The following is a 16,618-nucleotide window of genomic DNA, read 5'->3' on the forward strand; positions in this document are numbered from 1 at the left end:
CCGCACCAGAATCCAGCATTTTAGATTCTAGCGCCTTATATGATTCTATCTCCTTGCTTTGCTCTAAGTATTCGCTAAAGTTTAGATAGCTTTCCTCCACGCTAGATTTTGCGCTAGATTTTGCGCTAGATTTTGCGCTTGATTTTGCGCTTGATTTTGCACTATTTTTGCGCGTTTGCGCGGCGCTAGATTCTGACAAGCCCACGCCAAGCGACTCTGGGCCAAGCGACTCTGGACTATGTAGTATCAAAAGCTTGTGCGCTAGCTTATCCACAAAATACCTATCATGACTCACAAAAATCAGCGCGCCATCAAAGCGCCGCAGATGCTCTTCTAGGATATTTATCGTAGCCATGTCAAGGTCATTTGTCGGCTCATCGAGGATGAGGCAGTCATAAGAGCGCGTGAAAAGCAGGGCTAGCGCCACGCGATTTTTCTCGCCGCCACTTAGCGCGCCGATTTTTTGCGTCAGCATTTCTTTGGGGAAAAGGAAGCTTTTGAGATAGCCAAAAACATGGATATGCCGCCCCTGCACGCTTATGTGATCGCCGCCATTTGGGCAAAATGTCTCGATGAGGCTTTTGTCATCATCAAGGCTCGCGCGGTGCTGGTCGAAATACCCAATCTCTAGCTCGCCGCGCTTGATACTCCCGCTGCTGGGGGCTATCTGCCCTAGAAATGCTTTTAGCAGGCTTGATTTGCCAGAGCCATTGCGCCCGATGATGGCGATTTTGTCGCGCTGTAGGATTCGCAAGTTTAGATTCTCGACGAGTCTTTTTTGGCCTAGTTTTAGGCAGAGATTTTGGCATTCGATTATCATTTTTTGCGCGTTTTTGCCTTCAGCGCGGTTGAAATGGCGCGTGTGCGTCCTCTCGCGCTCAAGCTCTAGGCGCATATTTCGTATGATGCTGGGGTTTGATTTGGCTTTGGCGCGGAGTGTCTCTAGGCGCTCTTTGCGCCCCTCATTGCGCTTTCTGCGCGCTTTGACACCCTTTGCCAGCCACTCTTCTTCAGCTTTTAGGAGCTTTAGCAGCTGCTCGTGCTCTTTTGACATATTTTCCAAAATCGCAGCTTTTTGCGAAAGATAGCTCGCATACCCGCCTGCAAAAAAGCTAAGCTTGCTAGAATCCACCTCGATGATGCGCTTCGCACAGCGATCGATAAAGTAGCGATCATGGCTGATAAACACGACACTTGATTTAAGCGCTTGAATCCGCTCCTCGAGAAACTCCACAACCTCGACATCAAGGTGGTTTGTCGGCTCATCCAGCACATACAAATCCGCCGGCTGCATGAGAATCGTAGCCAGCGCCAGCCGCTTCTGCTCGCCGCCAGAAAGGCTCGCCGCCTGCCGCTCGCTCAAATCCTCCAGCCAAAAATGCTTCAGCAAATCCTGCGTCTTTTTCTCGACATCCCAGCCATCCATATTATCCAGCATCGCGCTAAGCGTGCCTAGCTCGGACAGGAGGTCTTTTTCGCTGGCGGGCGGTGGTTGGGTGGCGGTGGAGTTTTGGGGGGATTGCACGCTTTGTTGATTTTGCGGATTATTTAGATTCTGCGCTGGGTTTGTGGTTTGCGTGGATTGCAAACTTTGCTGATTGTTTGGATTCTTGGCTATATTTGCGTTTTGTGTCGTTTGCGAGCCTTGCCCTACTTGCGCGCTTTGCTCCGCTGCGTTTGGATGCGTGGTATTTTGATGTTTGCTAGATTCTAATACTTTGTGTATTTCTTGGATTCTGCGGTGGATTTGCGTGATTTTTTGCAGGCTTTGCGCGCAGATTTCTTTCACGCTTAAGTTTGCTGGGAATTGCGGATTTTGCGGGAGATAGAGGATTTTTAGCATCGGCTTTTGCGCGCGCTCGCCGCTGTCGATTTCAAGCCTTTGGCAAAGGATGTTGATGAGCGTGCTTTTGCCAGCGCCATTTTTGCCAACAATCGCTATGCGCTCGTTTTCCTCGATAGATAGGCTTATGGATTCTAGGATTTTTTTCGCGCCAAACTGCTTGCTGACTTGGTGTAGAGAGATGAGCGACACGCTTTTCCTTTGCTTAGGTTTAGTGTTTTTGATTTTTATTTTATTTGCTTGGTATTTTTGTGAGGTTTTATTTTTTTATTTTTTTGGATTCTGGTATTTTTATTTTTCTGCTTGCTTGTTCTTCCATTTGTTTATTCTTGCACTTATTTATTCTTGCACTTGCTTATTTTTTGTCGTTTTTTGTGATTTTGACTTCTGCGCGCTGGTTCGTTCGCTGGCTTGCCAGAATCTATTTTGTCAATTTTAGATTCTGCTTTTTGGCTAAAATTTATGCTAATCGCAAGCGGAATTCAAAAACTAAAATACAAATTTACCCTAGATTCTGGCTTTTATTTTATCAAATCTGCGCCAGCACGCGCACAAACGCGACAAACCAAGCCGCCTTATTCTAGCAAACTACCAGAATCTATGCTTTGGCGCATAAGTTCTTGCGATTTTCTGATAGCCTCAAGTCGCGCTTCTTGTGAGCTTTCTGCGTCATTTTGGCTATCTTTTGGCGATTGCGTTGATTGTGCTGGTGTTTGCGCTTTGTTTTGGGTCGCTTTTGGCGTCGCAGGTATCACGCCCGCGGGCATTTTGACAAATGTATCCTCATAATTTTTGCCATCTTTCCTGTGGCGGATATACACATCGCCGCTCTCGGTGTTGTAGATGTATGTGTCTTTGCCATCGCTAAACATCTGCCACGCGGCAAATGCGGGCGTGCCAGCAAGCGTGCCGATAGCGCAAATCGCCAGAATCCAGCGCGATTTTTTATATGAAATTTTCATAGCATTTCCTTAAATATTTCCTTGAAACTTTTTCTTAAAACACTTCAAAACACCTTCTTGAAAAAGGCATTTTAAAAAGCATTTTGGCAATCTAGATCCTGCCTAGAATCTAAAATATATCAAACAAAAACCGCGATTATACCACAAAAATGCTAAGCGCAGCAGAATCTAAATCAAAGCACGCAATCAAGCGAGCTAGCCAATCGCGATATTTTACATATAAAATATATTATATTTATGAAATTTAGCGCGATAAAATATTTTTATTTTCTAGAAATTTTTGGCTTACTTATTTTTCTCAAAACTCAAAGATAGCGAATTGACGCAATGTCGCGTGTTTTTGTCTGTAAAGCCCTCGCCTTCAAACACATGCCCCAGATGCCCGCCACACCGCGCGCATACGATCTCTACGCGCCGCCCATCAGCGTCCCTTTGCCTTTTTACCGCGCCATTTATCTCATCATCAAAGCTCGCCCAGCCGCATCCCGAGTGGAATTTGGCGCTTGAGTCATACAGCGGCGCGCCACATTGCCGACACACATAAACGCCGGGCTCAAAGTGATCGGTATAGATTCCGCTAAATGGTGGCTCGGTAGCCTTATGCAAAATCACCGCCCTCTCCATATCATCCAGCGGCAGCGTGGTTTGCCAATCTTGCGATTTTGCTTCTTTTTGCCTATCTTGCGACATTTTTATTTCCTTCTAGAATCTATATTTGCATTTTATTAGAATCTATTATTTTGTGTTTGCTGTATTTGCGCCAAATTTTAAATAAAAATATTTTGCGGCCCTTCTTTACTCCCACTCTATCGTGCCCGGCGGCTTGCTTGTGATGTCATACACCACGCGATTTACGCCCTCTACTTCGTTTATGATTCTATTTGCTACGCGCTCTAAAAAATCATGCGGGAGATGCGCGAAAGTCGCTGTCATGCCATCCAGCGCTTCTACTGCACGCACGCAGATTGTGTTATCATAAGTGCGGTTATCGCCCATAACACCAACACTGCGGACATTTAGCAACACGCAAAACGCCTGCCATACACTATCATACAGCCCATTTTTTCGCAATTCATCGATAAATACGCTATCAGCGCGCTTTAGCACCTCCAAATCCTCCCTATTCACCTCGCCCATGATGCGAATAGCAAGCCCCGGCCCCGGGAAAGGGTGGCGCATCAGCATAGATTCTGGCATACCAAGCTCGCGCCCAAGGCTCCTCACCTCGTCCTTAAACAGCTCACGCAGCGGCTCAATCAGCTCAAAACGCATCCATTCAGGCAGCCCGCCGACATTATGATGGCTTTTTATCGTTTTGCTCGGTCCCTTCACACTCACAGATTCGATGACATCAGGGTAGAGCGTGCCTTGCGCGAGGAATCTTATCTCGCCATGCGTATTGTGCTTTTTTGTCTCGCGCTCAAACACCTCAATAAAGGTCTCACCGATAATCTTACGCTTTTTTTCCGGGTCGCGCACGCCTTTTAGTCGGTTCAAAAACAGCTCGCTAGCATCCACGCTAATGAGCGGGACTTTCAAGTTTTCTTTAAACATTTTTTCCACAGCCTTGCGCTCGCCAAGCCGCAAAAGCCCGGTATCCACAAACACAGGGATAAGATTCTCGCCGATTGCCCGATAAAGCAGGGCGGCGACTACGCTAGAATCTACGCCGCCGCTTACAGCGCAAAGCACCTTGCCGGGCGTTGTCTCTTTACCGGGCGCGTCTTTTGGGTGAAAATCGCGGAGTTTGTCGCTCGCTTCGTCGATAGGCGCTCCAGCCTTATCTCCTTGCTCGCTTCCGCACAGCCGCGATTTTTCCTCCAAAATACTTTGCCCTTCTCTTGTTTTTTGAGTGTCGTTCCCTTCGTCATTGCGAGCGGAGACGAAGTCGGAGCGTGGCAATCCATTTTGGTCTTTGGGGGATTCTATGGATTGCTTCGGGCTGTCGCCCTCGCAATGACGGATGCTAGAATCCGCGCCCACAATTTCGCGCAGTTTGGCAATCTCCGCTTCTGCGAAATTTTTCATATTCCAATCATTGCTAGCGCCACAGATTCTAAGCGCGAAATTTTGCAGAATCTGCGCGCCCTGCTCGCTATGGACGACTTCTGGGTGAAACTGCAATGCGTAAATTTGTCGCGTAAAATCTGCAATCGCGCAATAATGCGTATTTCCACTTTTTGCTAATTCAACAAAGCCCTGTGGTAGCGTCTGCACTTTGTCAGCGTGGCTCATCCAGACGATAGAGTCTTGCTTTACTCCAGCAAACAAATCCTTATGTGGCGCTGTCTTTTGGGCGGGCGCGTCTTTTGGGCGTAAATCGCGGAGTTTGTCGCTCGCTTCGTCGATAGGCGCTCCAGCCTTATCTCCTTGCTCGCTTCCGCATAGCCGCGATTTCCCCTCCAAAATACTTTGCCCTTCTCCTGTTTTTTGAGTGTCGTCCCCTTCGTCATTGCGAGCGGAGACGCAGTCGGAGCGCGGCAATCTATTTTGCTCTTTGGGGGATTCTATGGATTGCTTCGGGCTGTCGCCCTCGCAATGACTGATAAGGGGCTGTGGATTCTGCGAATCCTCGCAATGACGCACAACGCCAGAATCTAAAGTTCTAGTATTTTGCGGTGTGGCTGTGGAGGCTTTTGCGGGATTTTCAGAGGTTAGCGCACTTGGCGTGCGTGCCTCTGGAAATTCCGCAAATCCTTCGCATTGCATACCCGAAGACGAATTTAATAAATGAGGCGCATTTAATGAAGCAGAATCCAAAATTGTCAAAACAGCCTTCCCAAACTCCTGCGCCTCCGCGCGCACCACCTCGCCCCCAAAATGATGCGCGATAAACTGCATCCCATAGCAGATTCCAAGCACCGGCACGCCCAGCTCAAACACCCTGCTATCCGGCTTATACGCACCCTCCTCATACACACTAGCAGGACCGCCACTTAGGATAATGCCACGCGCACTTTTAGCCTTTATGTTTTCGATACTTTCAAAATATGGCACAATCTCGGTATATACGCCCGCCTCACGCAACCGCCGCGCGATGAGCTGCGTGTATTGACTGCCAAAATCAAGGACTAAAATCTGTGGGCAAGCAGAAAGTTGCGCAACGGAAATATTTGTTTTGTGCATATACTTCTCCAAGGGCTATTTGCAAAATTTTTGCGCGTATTATAATCAATTTTTAACCAAAGTCTTGCTTTTGTAAGGGCATTTCTGTATAAAATTTCAAATATTAATATACTAAGTTAAATTTATTATAATTTAAAATCAAATAAAATGGACTGTAATGGCTTAAATGACAAGCGACGAATATCATGCCAATAAAGACCATAGTAAAAACGGGCTAGGCTAGTAAAGACATAGTATAATTTTTCCAAGTTAAGGCAATGCGGCTTTTGGCTGGGTTGTTATGAAAAATATTTACAATTTGCGAGAGGATAAAATTGCATAAATGGTTGCAAGGATAAATTTAATATAAATTATTCAAAAATTAAGAGGCAAAATATAGTAGATTCGCCGCTATTAAAAAGCTTTCTGCAGAACAACAAGCGCAGCGAATGAAGAGAAACAAAAACAGAATGGAGGAATTCTTTAGGGGGGAAAATATCGCAATAAAAGCATATTTTGTAGGTTTGGCCTTTTGATGTTTGCATTTTGCTTATAGGGCGCCTTGTATTGCTGATATAAGAACTGCAACAACTCTATATTTTTTATATCTAAATTGTATTTTCCTAGTATTTATACCCCACTTATGCCCAGAATTGCCTGCCGACTTCATAGGCTATCGTCGGTGCGCTGGAGGTGCCGGCGTAGTTGGTGGTGGAGATGGTGGGGTTTTTGGCATCTAGGATATTGTAGATGTCGATATTTACATATAGCGTGTTGCCACGCCACACATTGACTTCAAAGCCCACGCGCATATCCCAAGTGAAAGCATCGCGGATTCTCTGGGCTACAAACTGGTCTTTGTCGTTGTGGTTTGCATCATAGCCTTCTCTCGGGCAGTATCTTGAATCGGTAGCGCATCTATCGTAGCTAGTGCCTGCGGTGTGGATTTTAGCCACTGCATCATACGCGCTTCTATATCGGAAAAAGTTATTCCAAAGCCACTTTGTGCGCCACAGCCTAAATGTATGCGTAGTCGTAAGGCGCAGCGTGTATGGGCGCACGAAGTTACTCGCTGGGCGCTGGCTATATGGCACGACTTGCCCCTCCCACAAAATATCATTATCTTGCAGCTGGTCTTGCGTCATAGAGCTTGCATAGTCGGTGAAATTGCGCTTGACATTCGTCCAGTCAAAGGCAAATAGCACAAGATTCTGCACGCCTAGAATCTGCAAGGGCTTGGAGTTTTGCAGCGACACGGTGATGACATCTGTCCATGATTTGCCCTCATTGGTGTATGTGTAGTATGTCTGGGCGTAGTTTGGGTCGCTCGGCAGCCCCACATAGTCGCTCCGCACATAGCGTATGTCGTCTTTGCCCTCGCGATAGATGTATTTCGCGCCCAAATCAAGGCTGAAAAATCGCTGCGCGAAGCCTACCATTAGCTCATCGGTGTATGGGACTTTTAGTTGGGAGAATTTGGTGGTGTTTGAATAGTAAGATATGCAGTTGTTATAGTCTGCACTGCTGGAGCATTCTCTACCCATCGCCTCGACTTCATCCCACGATACGCCGGGATTACTCCTTCTTAGGCGGTATTCTAGAGCTTCTATTTTGTCTGCTAGCGCGTAGGCAAAAATATTGCGTCCATAGTAGCGATTTGCTCCGCCGGTGATTTGTGTGGCGAAGTTGTGCCCCCTTTGCCAAGTGTTCCAAGGAAACTCATAGCTTAAACTTAGGCGCGGTGCGAAAGTGATTTTCCCCATATAGCTATCAGCATCTACGCGCAAGCCCGGGCGCGCGTTTATAGAGCCTGCTCGCCCTAGTGTTATAGCGATATCATCTTGCAAAAATACGGCGCCAAGAGTGTTGTTTATATCAATCTTACCCTGTTTGTAGCGGTCTATATGTCTAATATACTGCCCATATTGCCAAACACCATTTGCTGAATAAGCTGGCGATGTATTGCACCATTGTATATCGGTTTGTTGGCACAATAAGCGGTCGGCTTCTGTTGTTATCTGAACAGCACTGCTATTATTGCGCGCGAAGTCAAAATCTTTTGCATAGCCTCGTTTCACATATTGATAGCCTATCTCCAAACCTACTTGGAAGCTATGCGTAGTATTTGCTAGCTTGAAAGGTGTAAAATCCTGTATAAGCTTATTGCTGGCGGTGTGCTGCGTGGATTCTGAAGGGATATATCCACCCTCTCGCACAAAGGCAGAGAAGCGCCCCCAATTTTTACTTTCAGATGGATACCAATATTTTGTGGCATCATAGTTTGCATCAATAGAATAATCCAAAAATCCATAACTTAGCGTATTGGTAAGCATCCCCAAGCCATTTTGCCAAATAGTCTTTAGTCCGACATTGTGCCCGCCAGAATCATATATATAGCGGTCATCTTTTGTGCTTGGCATAAAAATTTCATTGTATTGTGGTGCATAGGTGTAGGTAAGCTCTAGGCGCAGATTGTCGCTTGGGTCATAGTAGGTTTTTAGTAGATAGTTGTAGCTTTGGCGTTTTTGTGTGCGCTCGCGTGTGGTTTGGTCTGTGGGATCGACAGGGCTTGCTTGAGAGCTTGATATGCTGCTATTTGCTCGCAATGGGATGAAACTCTGCGTGGTAGTAAAGCTAGCCAGCACGCCAAAGCGGTCGCTGATTTTGGATTCTGCGCTAGCGCGGATGAGATGTTTGGTGAAGTTTGGCTGGTTGGATTCTGAACTAGAATTCAAGAAGTTATTTAGCGCTTCTGCATCTTCATCATAAATATGATAGTTTGTCATCGAAAATGCGCCGGGCGTGGCATCGCCCTGCGTGATTTGATAGCTGATATTTGCGCCAAATCTTTTAACCGGGCGGCGCGTATTTGCCTCGACAACCCCACCGGTGAATCCGCCATACGCCGCGCCCACATTGCTATCTTGCACTTTTATGGATTCTAGCAGGCTAGTGTCGATATTTAGCCCTTGAGAGTTGCCGGGTATGCCATCCCAGCCGCCCGATGCTGTGCCAGCGGGATTTATGTCATTATTTATTCCTACGCCATCGAGGGTAAAAAGGTTTTGGTAATGCAAGCCTCCGCTTATGCTGATTTTGGCAGGGTCGATTTCGCCGGGCGTGGTGGATTTGAGCTGTGAGTTGTCATACTGCACATTTGGCAGGATTCTAAGCAAGCTTGTGATGTCGCCATTGCCGCTTGGGTTTGACTCTATCATCCGCTGGCTGATGTCGCCGGCGGTGGATTGGTAGCGCTGCGTGGGCTCTTGGCTTCTTTTGTGCTTTGCAGTGACTTTGTTTAGGGTTTTGGATTCTAAATCTGTGGCGGTGGAGCTGGTGCTGGTATTGTCGGCGTTTGTGTTAGCGTCGTCTGCGATGGTAAAATCATCTAGATAATCCAGCCCGCCAAAGTCGCTAGAATCTGTGCTTATATCTGCAAATCTTATCGCTACTTTATTTTTGGTGAGTGGCTTGTTTAGCGCGTTTGCTTGGATGATTTGGCGCGAGATTTGGTTTGACTTCTCCGCAATCTCAGAGTGATGATAGGGTGCGCTCTGATAAAGTGCCGGTGGCATCAAATATATAGCCAATATATCGCCTTTTGCGTTTGTTGCCCCCCCCCCTATAGGATTATTATATGTTTTATTAGAAGCCACATTATAATGCATTTTGGCGCTTAAATGCGTGGTTTTGGCAGAATCTATTTTGGCGGGCTTGTGAGAATCTAGCGCAAAAGTAGCCAAACCAGAATCCATAGAATCTGCCAAAAGCGCCGAAGCGGGCAAAACGCTACAACTAAGCGCGCTCACACAAACGCACGCTAAACCAAAATTGCCAATGCCAAAATTACTGGCGCCAAACTTGCCAATGCCAAAACCACCAACACTAAAATTACTGGCACCAAAATCACTAGCGCGCATCATAAATCCTTTGAGGCTAGATTTTTAGATTCTACTTATCGCAAAGTCATAGGAACTATTATCAGAAATCAAGCGCGAATTGTAAGCCATTATCACTTAAATAAAAATAAGATTATCTATTATTTATAGGGCATTGTGAGAATTATAGATAGTTTTATGTAGGCAGGTTTCTGTCTTGTTAAAGAAGCTAGCTTTGTTTGGAACTATGCTGTTACTACTGCAATTTTGCAGCAAACCTTCGCTTGGAATCTATGTCAGCGAGGTGGTTTGGTATAATCGCATGAGTTCTGTGTAAAACTCTTCTTCGCTTTTGTGTAGCAGTATGCCTTCATTGGAAGGGATGAGATCATAATACAGCTTTTGGAGGTTTTTGAAGCGGTTTGGCGTGAGGTGCGCTAGTATCATCGCAGAGATTCTGGGGCGCACCAAAATCGCTGGCGGTAGCAGCCCCGTGCGGAAAAACTCCAAAATAGATTCTGCATCATAGCTTATATGATGATGCTTGCCATGCGGGCATGTTTGGTGATTTACAAGCATTTTGCAGACATTGCAATACACATACGCGCCTTTTATGGTAGCGCGGATGTCTTTGATATTATCAAGCATGGAGTGCGGGGCGTGATCATCATAAAACATCGAGAGATTTGGCGTGCTTTGCGAGACGATGAAATGCGTGCAGCCGTAGTTTTTCGCCACTATTGCGCGCAGCAGGACTTTGTTTGTCCCCATGAAAAGATAAGTGTCATCTAGCGGGATGATGCATATCCGCTCATTTAGCAAGAAATTTTTCGTCGCAAACTCAAGACAGCGCCGCTGCAACTCATAGCTTATGAAGCTTTTGGTGTAAGGCTTTAGCAAAAATACCACGACCAAATCGCTATCGCCAAGCGCATCTCTTATGAGTTTTTCATGTGCGCGGTGGAAAATCTGCCCATCAAGCATTATGCCTGTGATTGTTTTTGCCTTGTGCGCTTTGATTTTGGCGTTTAGCGTGGCTTTTGCTTGCGAAATGTCTGGGAAATCCACGCGATAATCCCCGCACACGCCATAATCTCCAAGCCTCGCATAAATGCGCTCAAACTCCTCGCCAGAATCTGCGTTGGCTAGATTCATCGCGCGCGCGTGTCTATCGATGCCAAAAACTTCTTTGACATGCAGGCTGCCTACGATTTTGGAATCTAGCACGATGTCTAGCTTCTCGCCGCTTTTGGCGCGCTTTAGCACTTCTTGGTTTTTCTTGCCAGCGGGATTTAGCGTAAAAGGCGTGAGATAGGGGTCAGCACTTTGCAAAGAGGCAGCGTCTGCGAGCTTAGAGATAGGTAAAAGCAGTCCTTCTTGCACGAGCGCTAGTGATGAAAGCGCTTCTTTGTCGATGTGGAGTTGCTTGGTGGATTCTGCTTTTGGCGCGGATTTTGGTGTGGTGGGTTTGGTGGTGGATTTTGCGCTGGCGGGCTTTGTGCGTGGTGCGCTAATGGATTTTGGGGCAGTAGATTTTTTGGCAGAATCTACTTTTGGCGCGCTAGCTTTTAGCGCAGTAGTTTTGGTGGTGGATTTTGCACTCTTTGGCGCGACTGCCTTTGTTGTGGCGGATTTGGATTCTGCTTTGGTGTTTTTGGCGGGGTTCATTTATATCCTTTTATTTGATTTATTGGCAAATAGAGATTCTAGCAAAAACTATAAAATATTTATGTTTATATTTTGGATTCTGTTTTGTAGCAAGCCTAAAAGCCAAGCCAAAGCAGGCAAAATCACGCCAGAATCCAAAAACTAGATTTTATGTAAAAATTAGATTCTACAAAATCCATAAATGAGAACTCAAACTAGAATCTAAAAAGATAGATTCTGCAAAATCCGCGCGCAAGAATCTAAAACAGATTCCAGAAAATCTGCGCGCTAGAATCCAAGCGTAAAAATCCAAAATTGGATTCTGCAAAATTGCACGAGAATCCAAAAGCGGATTCTGCCCCTAGAATCTAAATCGCGCCCGCCACCAGTCAGCCACCAAACACTGCGCGCCACCCTCCAAAATCCACCAAGCGCGTTTAAATCAGCCGATAAACGCCACAAGCGCACGCCAAAACGCCAAATCGCGCCAAAACGCCAAATCGCGCCAAAAAACACTAGGCGCCCCCTCCCAAAAACGCTTATTTCTTCCTCAAAATCCCGTATTTTTTCCTTTTTTCCCACAAGCTTTTGCGGCTCATCCCTAGTTTTTTGGCTAGCTCGATGTCTGGATAGCGATTTTCAAATTTCGCGATAATCGTTTTCACATAGTCTTTTATCGACATTATTTCGCCGCCTAGTTCTTGCGTGTTTGGTATGTCGCAGATATCGATGACTTGCGCGAAGCTTACTTTGTCAGTCGAGATAAAAGAAATGATGAGCGGATATTTGCACGCAAGATCTAGAAACTCCTTGCGGTCTTGCTTTTTTAGCTCTTCGAGATTTGTCACATAGCTTATTTTGTTTTTTTGTGGCGGGTTTTTGAAAATGCTTTTGTAGTCGATATTTTTTAGCGAGATAAACTCAAAAAGTATTTTTTTCTCCCTTGCATATTTCATCGCGTATATATCAGCGCTTCGTTGCGAGGTGCTTTTGATGATAAAAGGCGGGTTGTATTGCAGAGGGGCTGGCGTGTTTAGCTCTTTTTGCACGAAGTTAAAATACTCATTGTAAAAATCTAGCACCTTTTGCATTTGCGCGTATTCATTGTAATGGTGGATTTTACGCACGAGCTCATCTATCATAAAAGGCTTTAGCACATAGTCCTTCGCGCCCGCTAGCATGGGCTTACTCACGGTATCATCGCTGATATAAGAAATCATCATGATGATAATCGCATCCGGATGTCGTTTGATGAATTGCTCGCAATTTTGATTATAGATATTTGATGAAATCAAAATCACATGAAAATCCACTTTATCGACAGGCACACTTTGGCTAATCACACACTCATAGCCCACATCATTTAGCTTCCCAGCGATGCTTTGCGCCAAATACGCCTCATTTTCCAAAATCAAAAGCTTCATAAAACTCCCTTAAAATGAAATAAGCCTAGCTTAGGCTAGAAAGATTTAGCATCTCTGCCTGCCTTGCGACTTCTTGCAGCGAGCGCAGTCTAAGCGAGACGCTACTTATCACGCAAACCCCTTCCTCACGCCCCACAAAGCCTAGATGCTCCGTCGTCGTCGCTTTGACATTGATAGCAGAGAGCGGCGCGCCTAGCAGGCGTGCGATATTGGCGCGGATGGTTTGTTTGTAGATTGATAGTCTAGGTTTTTGTGCGATGATGGTGATGTCTGCGTTTTGTAGCGCAAAGCCCACACTCCGCGCAAACGCCCACACTTCGCCAAAAAGCACGCTAGAATCCGCCCCGGCAAACTTCATATCAGAATCCGGAAACCACTCGCCTATATCCCCAGCGCCCATCGCGCCCAAAATCGCATCTATCAAACTATGTAGCGCCACATCGCCATCGCTATGGGCTTTGAACCCATACTCACAAGGTATGCTAATCCCGCCTAGCTTCATCTCTTTGCCATCTTCAAAGCCATGCACATCTAAGCCATTGCCTATAAAGGTGTGGTTTGTGGAAATATTGTCAAAGCTATGTGGTGCGCCAAAAGGGCTTGCAAAATAGCTTGGGTAAAGATTTGGATTCTGCGCGCCATGCTCTTGCGCGCTGGCAAAAGCTATGAGTGAAGGCAAATCCTCGATGAAGGTAAGTTTTTCTAGCCTAGAATCCCCTTTGATATACTCTACTTTTGCGCCGATTGCGTGCATTATCGAGCTTTCATCAGTGCTTTGGCGGGATTTTAGCGCTTTTTGTAGTGTGGCGGTGCGCGATAGCTGGGGCGTTTGTATGCGAAGTAGCTTTTCCCTATTTATATATTTATCATCATAGATAGTCGTATCAGATACGCCTAGTGCTGGGACGATGCAGTCAGCGGGCGTTTTGTCTGGCGCGCTGGCGCTGGCTTTATCATCCGCGCTGTTTTCATCACGCGCGCTATTTGCGCTATTTTTTTGCGCGCATTGTATCAGCTCGCGCAGGATTCTGCTAGGTATGTGATAGCGCGCCACATCGCTCACCAGCACCCACTCGCTATTTACGCCATTTAGCGCGTTTTCTAGCGATTCTTGGCGAGTGGCGCCACCTTTGATAATCGTATAATCACAAAGTTTTTGCATATACGCAGCATCGCGCGCATTGGCAGTGATACGCACTTCTGCGAATGGATATGCCGCGCTTATGTAGTCTGCGACAAAAAGCCACAAAGGCTTATTTGCGATGCGAAGCCATTGCTTTTTGATAGGGATATATTGCGCGGTTTTGGGGTCGTTTGCCGATGTCTCTGATGTGTTTTTGGGTAGAAAGGCGCTTGTGAAGCGGCTAGATTCTCCGGCTGCCATGAGGATTAGCGTGATTTGCGGGGTAGAATCTAGGCTAAAATCAAGCTTAGAATCTCGCGCAAAATCCTTCTCAAAGTCAAAGGCAAAAAACTTAGGCATCAAAAACCTTTCAAAACCCCATATCATAGAATCTAAGTTTCAGAATCTCTGGAATCCGCGCTCAAATCTATGCCGAAATCTCTGTGAAATAATGTTACAAAATTATACGATTTTTTCCTTAAAGAAAATTGTAGATTCTGCTTATTGTGGAGTGGTTTTAAATATTGGCACTATGGGTGCGCCAGGATTTAAACACAATAAAATGTGTTTTGTGATATAATTGTGCTTTTCTCAAGAGGTGTTGTTTATAGGTGCGATTAGTGGTATTTTGACACTTTGGCATTTTGTTTGCTTAAGGCTTAGAATCCAAGGCATAAGTGCAGAATCTAGTGCTAATCTGTTAGAATCTGGCGCAAACTACAACACAAATCCACGATAAAGGATTATCCATGAATAGATTCCAATCAAATATCGATACAAAAAATACTGCAAAATCCAATATGCAAGGGTTTTGTCAAGCGGGCGTGCAAGCATCAGCCAAAAAGACATCTATATCCTCTATCGCCGCGCGCGTGGTGCTAGGCGCTAGCGTGGCTACTTGCGCGTGGCTAAACGCGCTAGAGTTTGGGCAAATGGGTAATATATCTGCGGGTATGGGCGGTGCTGGCGTGGCGCTCAAAAATTCGCAGTGGGCGATATACTACAACCCAGCACTTCTAGCGGTGAATAAAAAATCAGGCTTTGCCTATAGCTTTGGCGTGGGGTATAAAGAGACAAACCTCACGCGCGCCACATCGATTGATATGGATAATCTAGAATCTATGCCCGATAAAATCGATGGACTTTTCAAAAATCCGACTACGCGCACCACGCGGGCTGTGCGAGCACCTGGTGCTAGAGCTACAGATCTTGGCGTGAGCGGTGTGTTTGGCGATGTGCTAGGAAATATGGGTAGTGCTGGCGGAATCAAAACCGATGATGACTTGAAAAAATACTTGGAGGAAGTGGGTAACAAGAGCGGGATAGTCGTAGATACAAACAAAACGCCAGATCAAATCATGCAAGATATCCAAAATGATCCAAAAGGCGATGCTGCACTAGAATCTATCAAAAAAGATATGCAAGATGCTATAGTCAAGACAGAGCAAAATGATCCAAATGCTGATCTAGGATTTTTGGGCGCGATAGTTGGGGGGCTTACGACAGAGAATCTAGGCGGGCTTTTGGAAGCAGTAGGCAAGGGCGGCTCTGTCGAGCTAAAAGATTTATTAAAAAGCGGCATCACTCTAAGCACTGGCTCGGATGCCTCACTAAACCGCTTCATCCAAGATGTAGAAACTATCAATGCTATCATTAATAACAACGACTTAAGTGTCGTCAGCCAAAATGGGCTAGTGATGAATTTTGGCTCCAAGAAAAAGCGCGGGACGATATCGTTTGCTATCATGCCTAGTGCTTTTGCTAGTATGAATGCTAGAATAGATTCTACGCATAATAAAATCATCATAGACACCGGCAGCGGCGATTATGCAGAAGTAGGCATAGGCGATGGCAGGATAGTGATAGGCGCTTCAGATAAAGCAGGCTTTGACAGCGGCTCGATAATGAGCGATCAAGCCAAACACGAGCTGCGCGCTTCTAGCGTGGCTATCGCGGAAGTGCCTATTGGCTATGGGCATCTTTTTGAGACGAAAATCGGGAATTTTGCGGTGGGCTTGGCCGGGAAATATATCTTTGGCACAGGCTATATGATAGAGAAGCAAACCGGCTTTAGCGGGATGAGTGATATCACAAACTCGCTTATGCCAAAGCAAAGCGATATTTTTATGACGCATACTTTTGGGCTAGATGTGGGCTTTCTCTACTCGCCGCGCGGACTTAGCAGTTTCAATATCGGGCTTGTCGCCAAAAACCTAAACGCGCCCAAAATCAAAACAAACACTCGAAATGTCGTGCTAAATACGCAGGTGCGCGCGGGGCTTAGCTACTCTATGTGGAAGGAGAGGGTGACGATAGCAGCGGATGTGGATTTGCTGCCAAACGACACACTCTCACTTTCGCGCCCTAAATCACAAATGATAGGCGGGGGCGTGCTGGTGGATTTTAAATATGTCGATTTCCGCTTGGGGAGTATGTATGACTTCCGCAACAATGGCGATGAGGGCATGATACTCACAGCCGGGCTAAATATACTAGGATTCCTCGATGTCGCGGTGCAAAGCAACCTGCATCTAAGCTCGCAATATGAAGGCATCTCGGTGCCAAGCTACCTAAATATCAAAGTCGGCGGCGGGTTTAGTTGGTAGGCTGGCAAGATTTTACAAACAAGGGAGGGG

At 46.0% G+C, this 16,618-nt stretch carries 10 protein-coding genes; 1 reads left to right on the forward strand and 9 read right to left on the reverse strand.

All coding sequences use genetic code 11. The features are described 5' to 3' along the window. The 9 genes from BKN38_RS04695 to ispF all read right to left on the reverse strand — a co-directional run. Positions 1-2,035, reverse strand: a 2,035-nt coding sequence (locus BKN38_RS04695; RefSeq protein ID WP_070957710.1) for an ABC-F family ATP-binding cassette domain-containing protein, incomplete at its 3' end; no start/stop codon positions are given. A gap of 383 nt (positions 2,036-2,418) precedes the next feature. Beyond that, the gene (locus BKN38_RS04700) at positions 2,419-2,805 is read right to left on the reverse strand and encodes a hypothetical protein (protein ID WP_233712818.1); all 387 of its coding nucleotides are present in this window, start codon (positions 2,803-2,805) and stop codon (positions 2,419-2,421) included. Positions 2,806-3,090: 285 nt separating this feature from the next. Beyond that, positions 3,091-3,429 carry a methionine-R-sulfoxide reductase gene (locus BKN38_RS04705; RefSeq protein ID WP_104720751.1) on the reverse strand — a complete coding sequence of 113 codons (339 nt, stop codon included), beginning with the start codon at positions 3,427-3,429 and terminating at the stop codon, positions 3,091-3,093. Between the two features lie 171 nt (positions 3,430-3,600). Next, on the reverse strand, positions 3,601-5,931 hold the full coding sequence (gene guaA, locus BKN38_RS11810; RefSeq protein ID WP_083329089.1) for a glutamine-hydrolyzing GMP synthase: 2,331 nt from the start codon (positions 5,929-5,931) through the stop codon (positions 3,601-3,603). 620 nt (positions 5,932-6,551) lie between these two features. Then, entirely contained in the window at positions 6,552-9,833 is a 3,282-nt protein-coding gene (locus BKN38_RS04715; protein ID WP_082942549.1) for a Plug domain-containing protein, read from the reverse strand. Positions 9,834-10,079: 246 nt separating this feature from the next. Then, positions 10,080-11,456: a hypothetical protein gene (locus tag BKN38_RS04720; protein WP_082942548.1), complete on the reverse strand. Its 1,377-nt coding sequence runs from the start codon at positions 11,454-11,456 to the stop codon at positions 10,080-10,082. Between the two features lie 267 nt (positions 11,457-11,723). Then, on the reverse strand, positions 11,724-11,951 hold the full coding sequence (locus BKN38_RS04725) for a hypothetical protein (protein ID WP_143000204.1): 228 nt from the start codon (positions 11,949-11,951) through the stop codon (positions 11,724-11,726). A gap of 23 nt (positions 11,952-11,974) precedes the next feature. Further along, the gene (locus tag BKN38_RS04730) at positions 11,975-12,859 is read right to left on the reverse strand and encodes a response regulator (protein WP_066455869.1); all 885 of its coding nucleotides are present in this window, start codon (positions 12,857-12,859) and stop codon (positions 11,975-11,977) included. A gap of 25 nt (positions 12,860-12,884) precedes the next feature. Continuing rightward, positions 12,885-14,342 carry a 2-C-methyl-D-erythritol 2,4-cyclodiphosphate synthase gene (gene ispF / locus BKN38_RS04735; RefSeq protein ID WP_233712817.1) on the reverse strand — a complete coding sequence of 486 codons (1,458 nt, stop codon included), beginning with the start codon at positions 14,340-14,342 and terminating at the stop codon, positions 12,885-12,887. Between the two features lie 389 nt (positions 14,343-14,731). On the opposite strand from ispF, the gene traF reads away from it, so the two are divergent. Continuing rightward, positions 14,732-16,588 carry a conjugal transfer protein TraF gene (gene traF / locus BKN38_RS04740; RefSeq protein WP_066455867.1) on the forward strand — a complete coding sequence of 619 codons (1,857 nt, stop codon included), beginning with the start codon at positions 14,732-14,734 and terminating at the stop codon, positions 16,586-16,588. The last annotated feature ends 30 nt before the right edge of the window (positions 16,589-16,618 follow it).

The sequence above is a fragment of the Helicobacter sp. CLO-3 genome, assembly GCF_001854545.1.
Classification (GTDB): domain Bacteria; phylum Campylobacterota; class Campylobacteria; order Campylobacterales; family Helicobacteraceae; genus Helicobacter_B.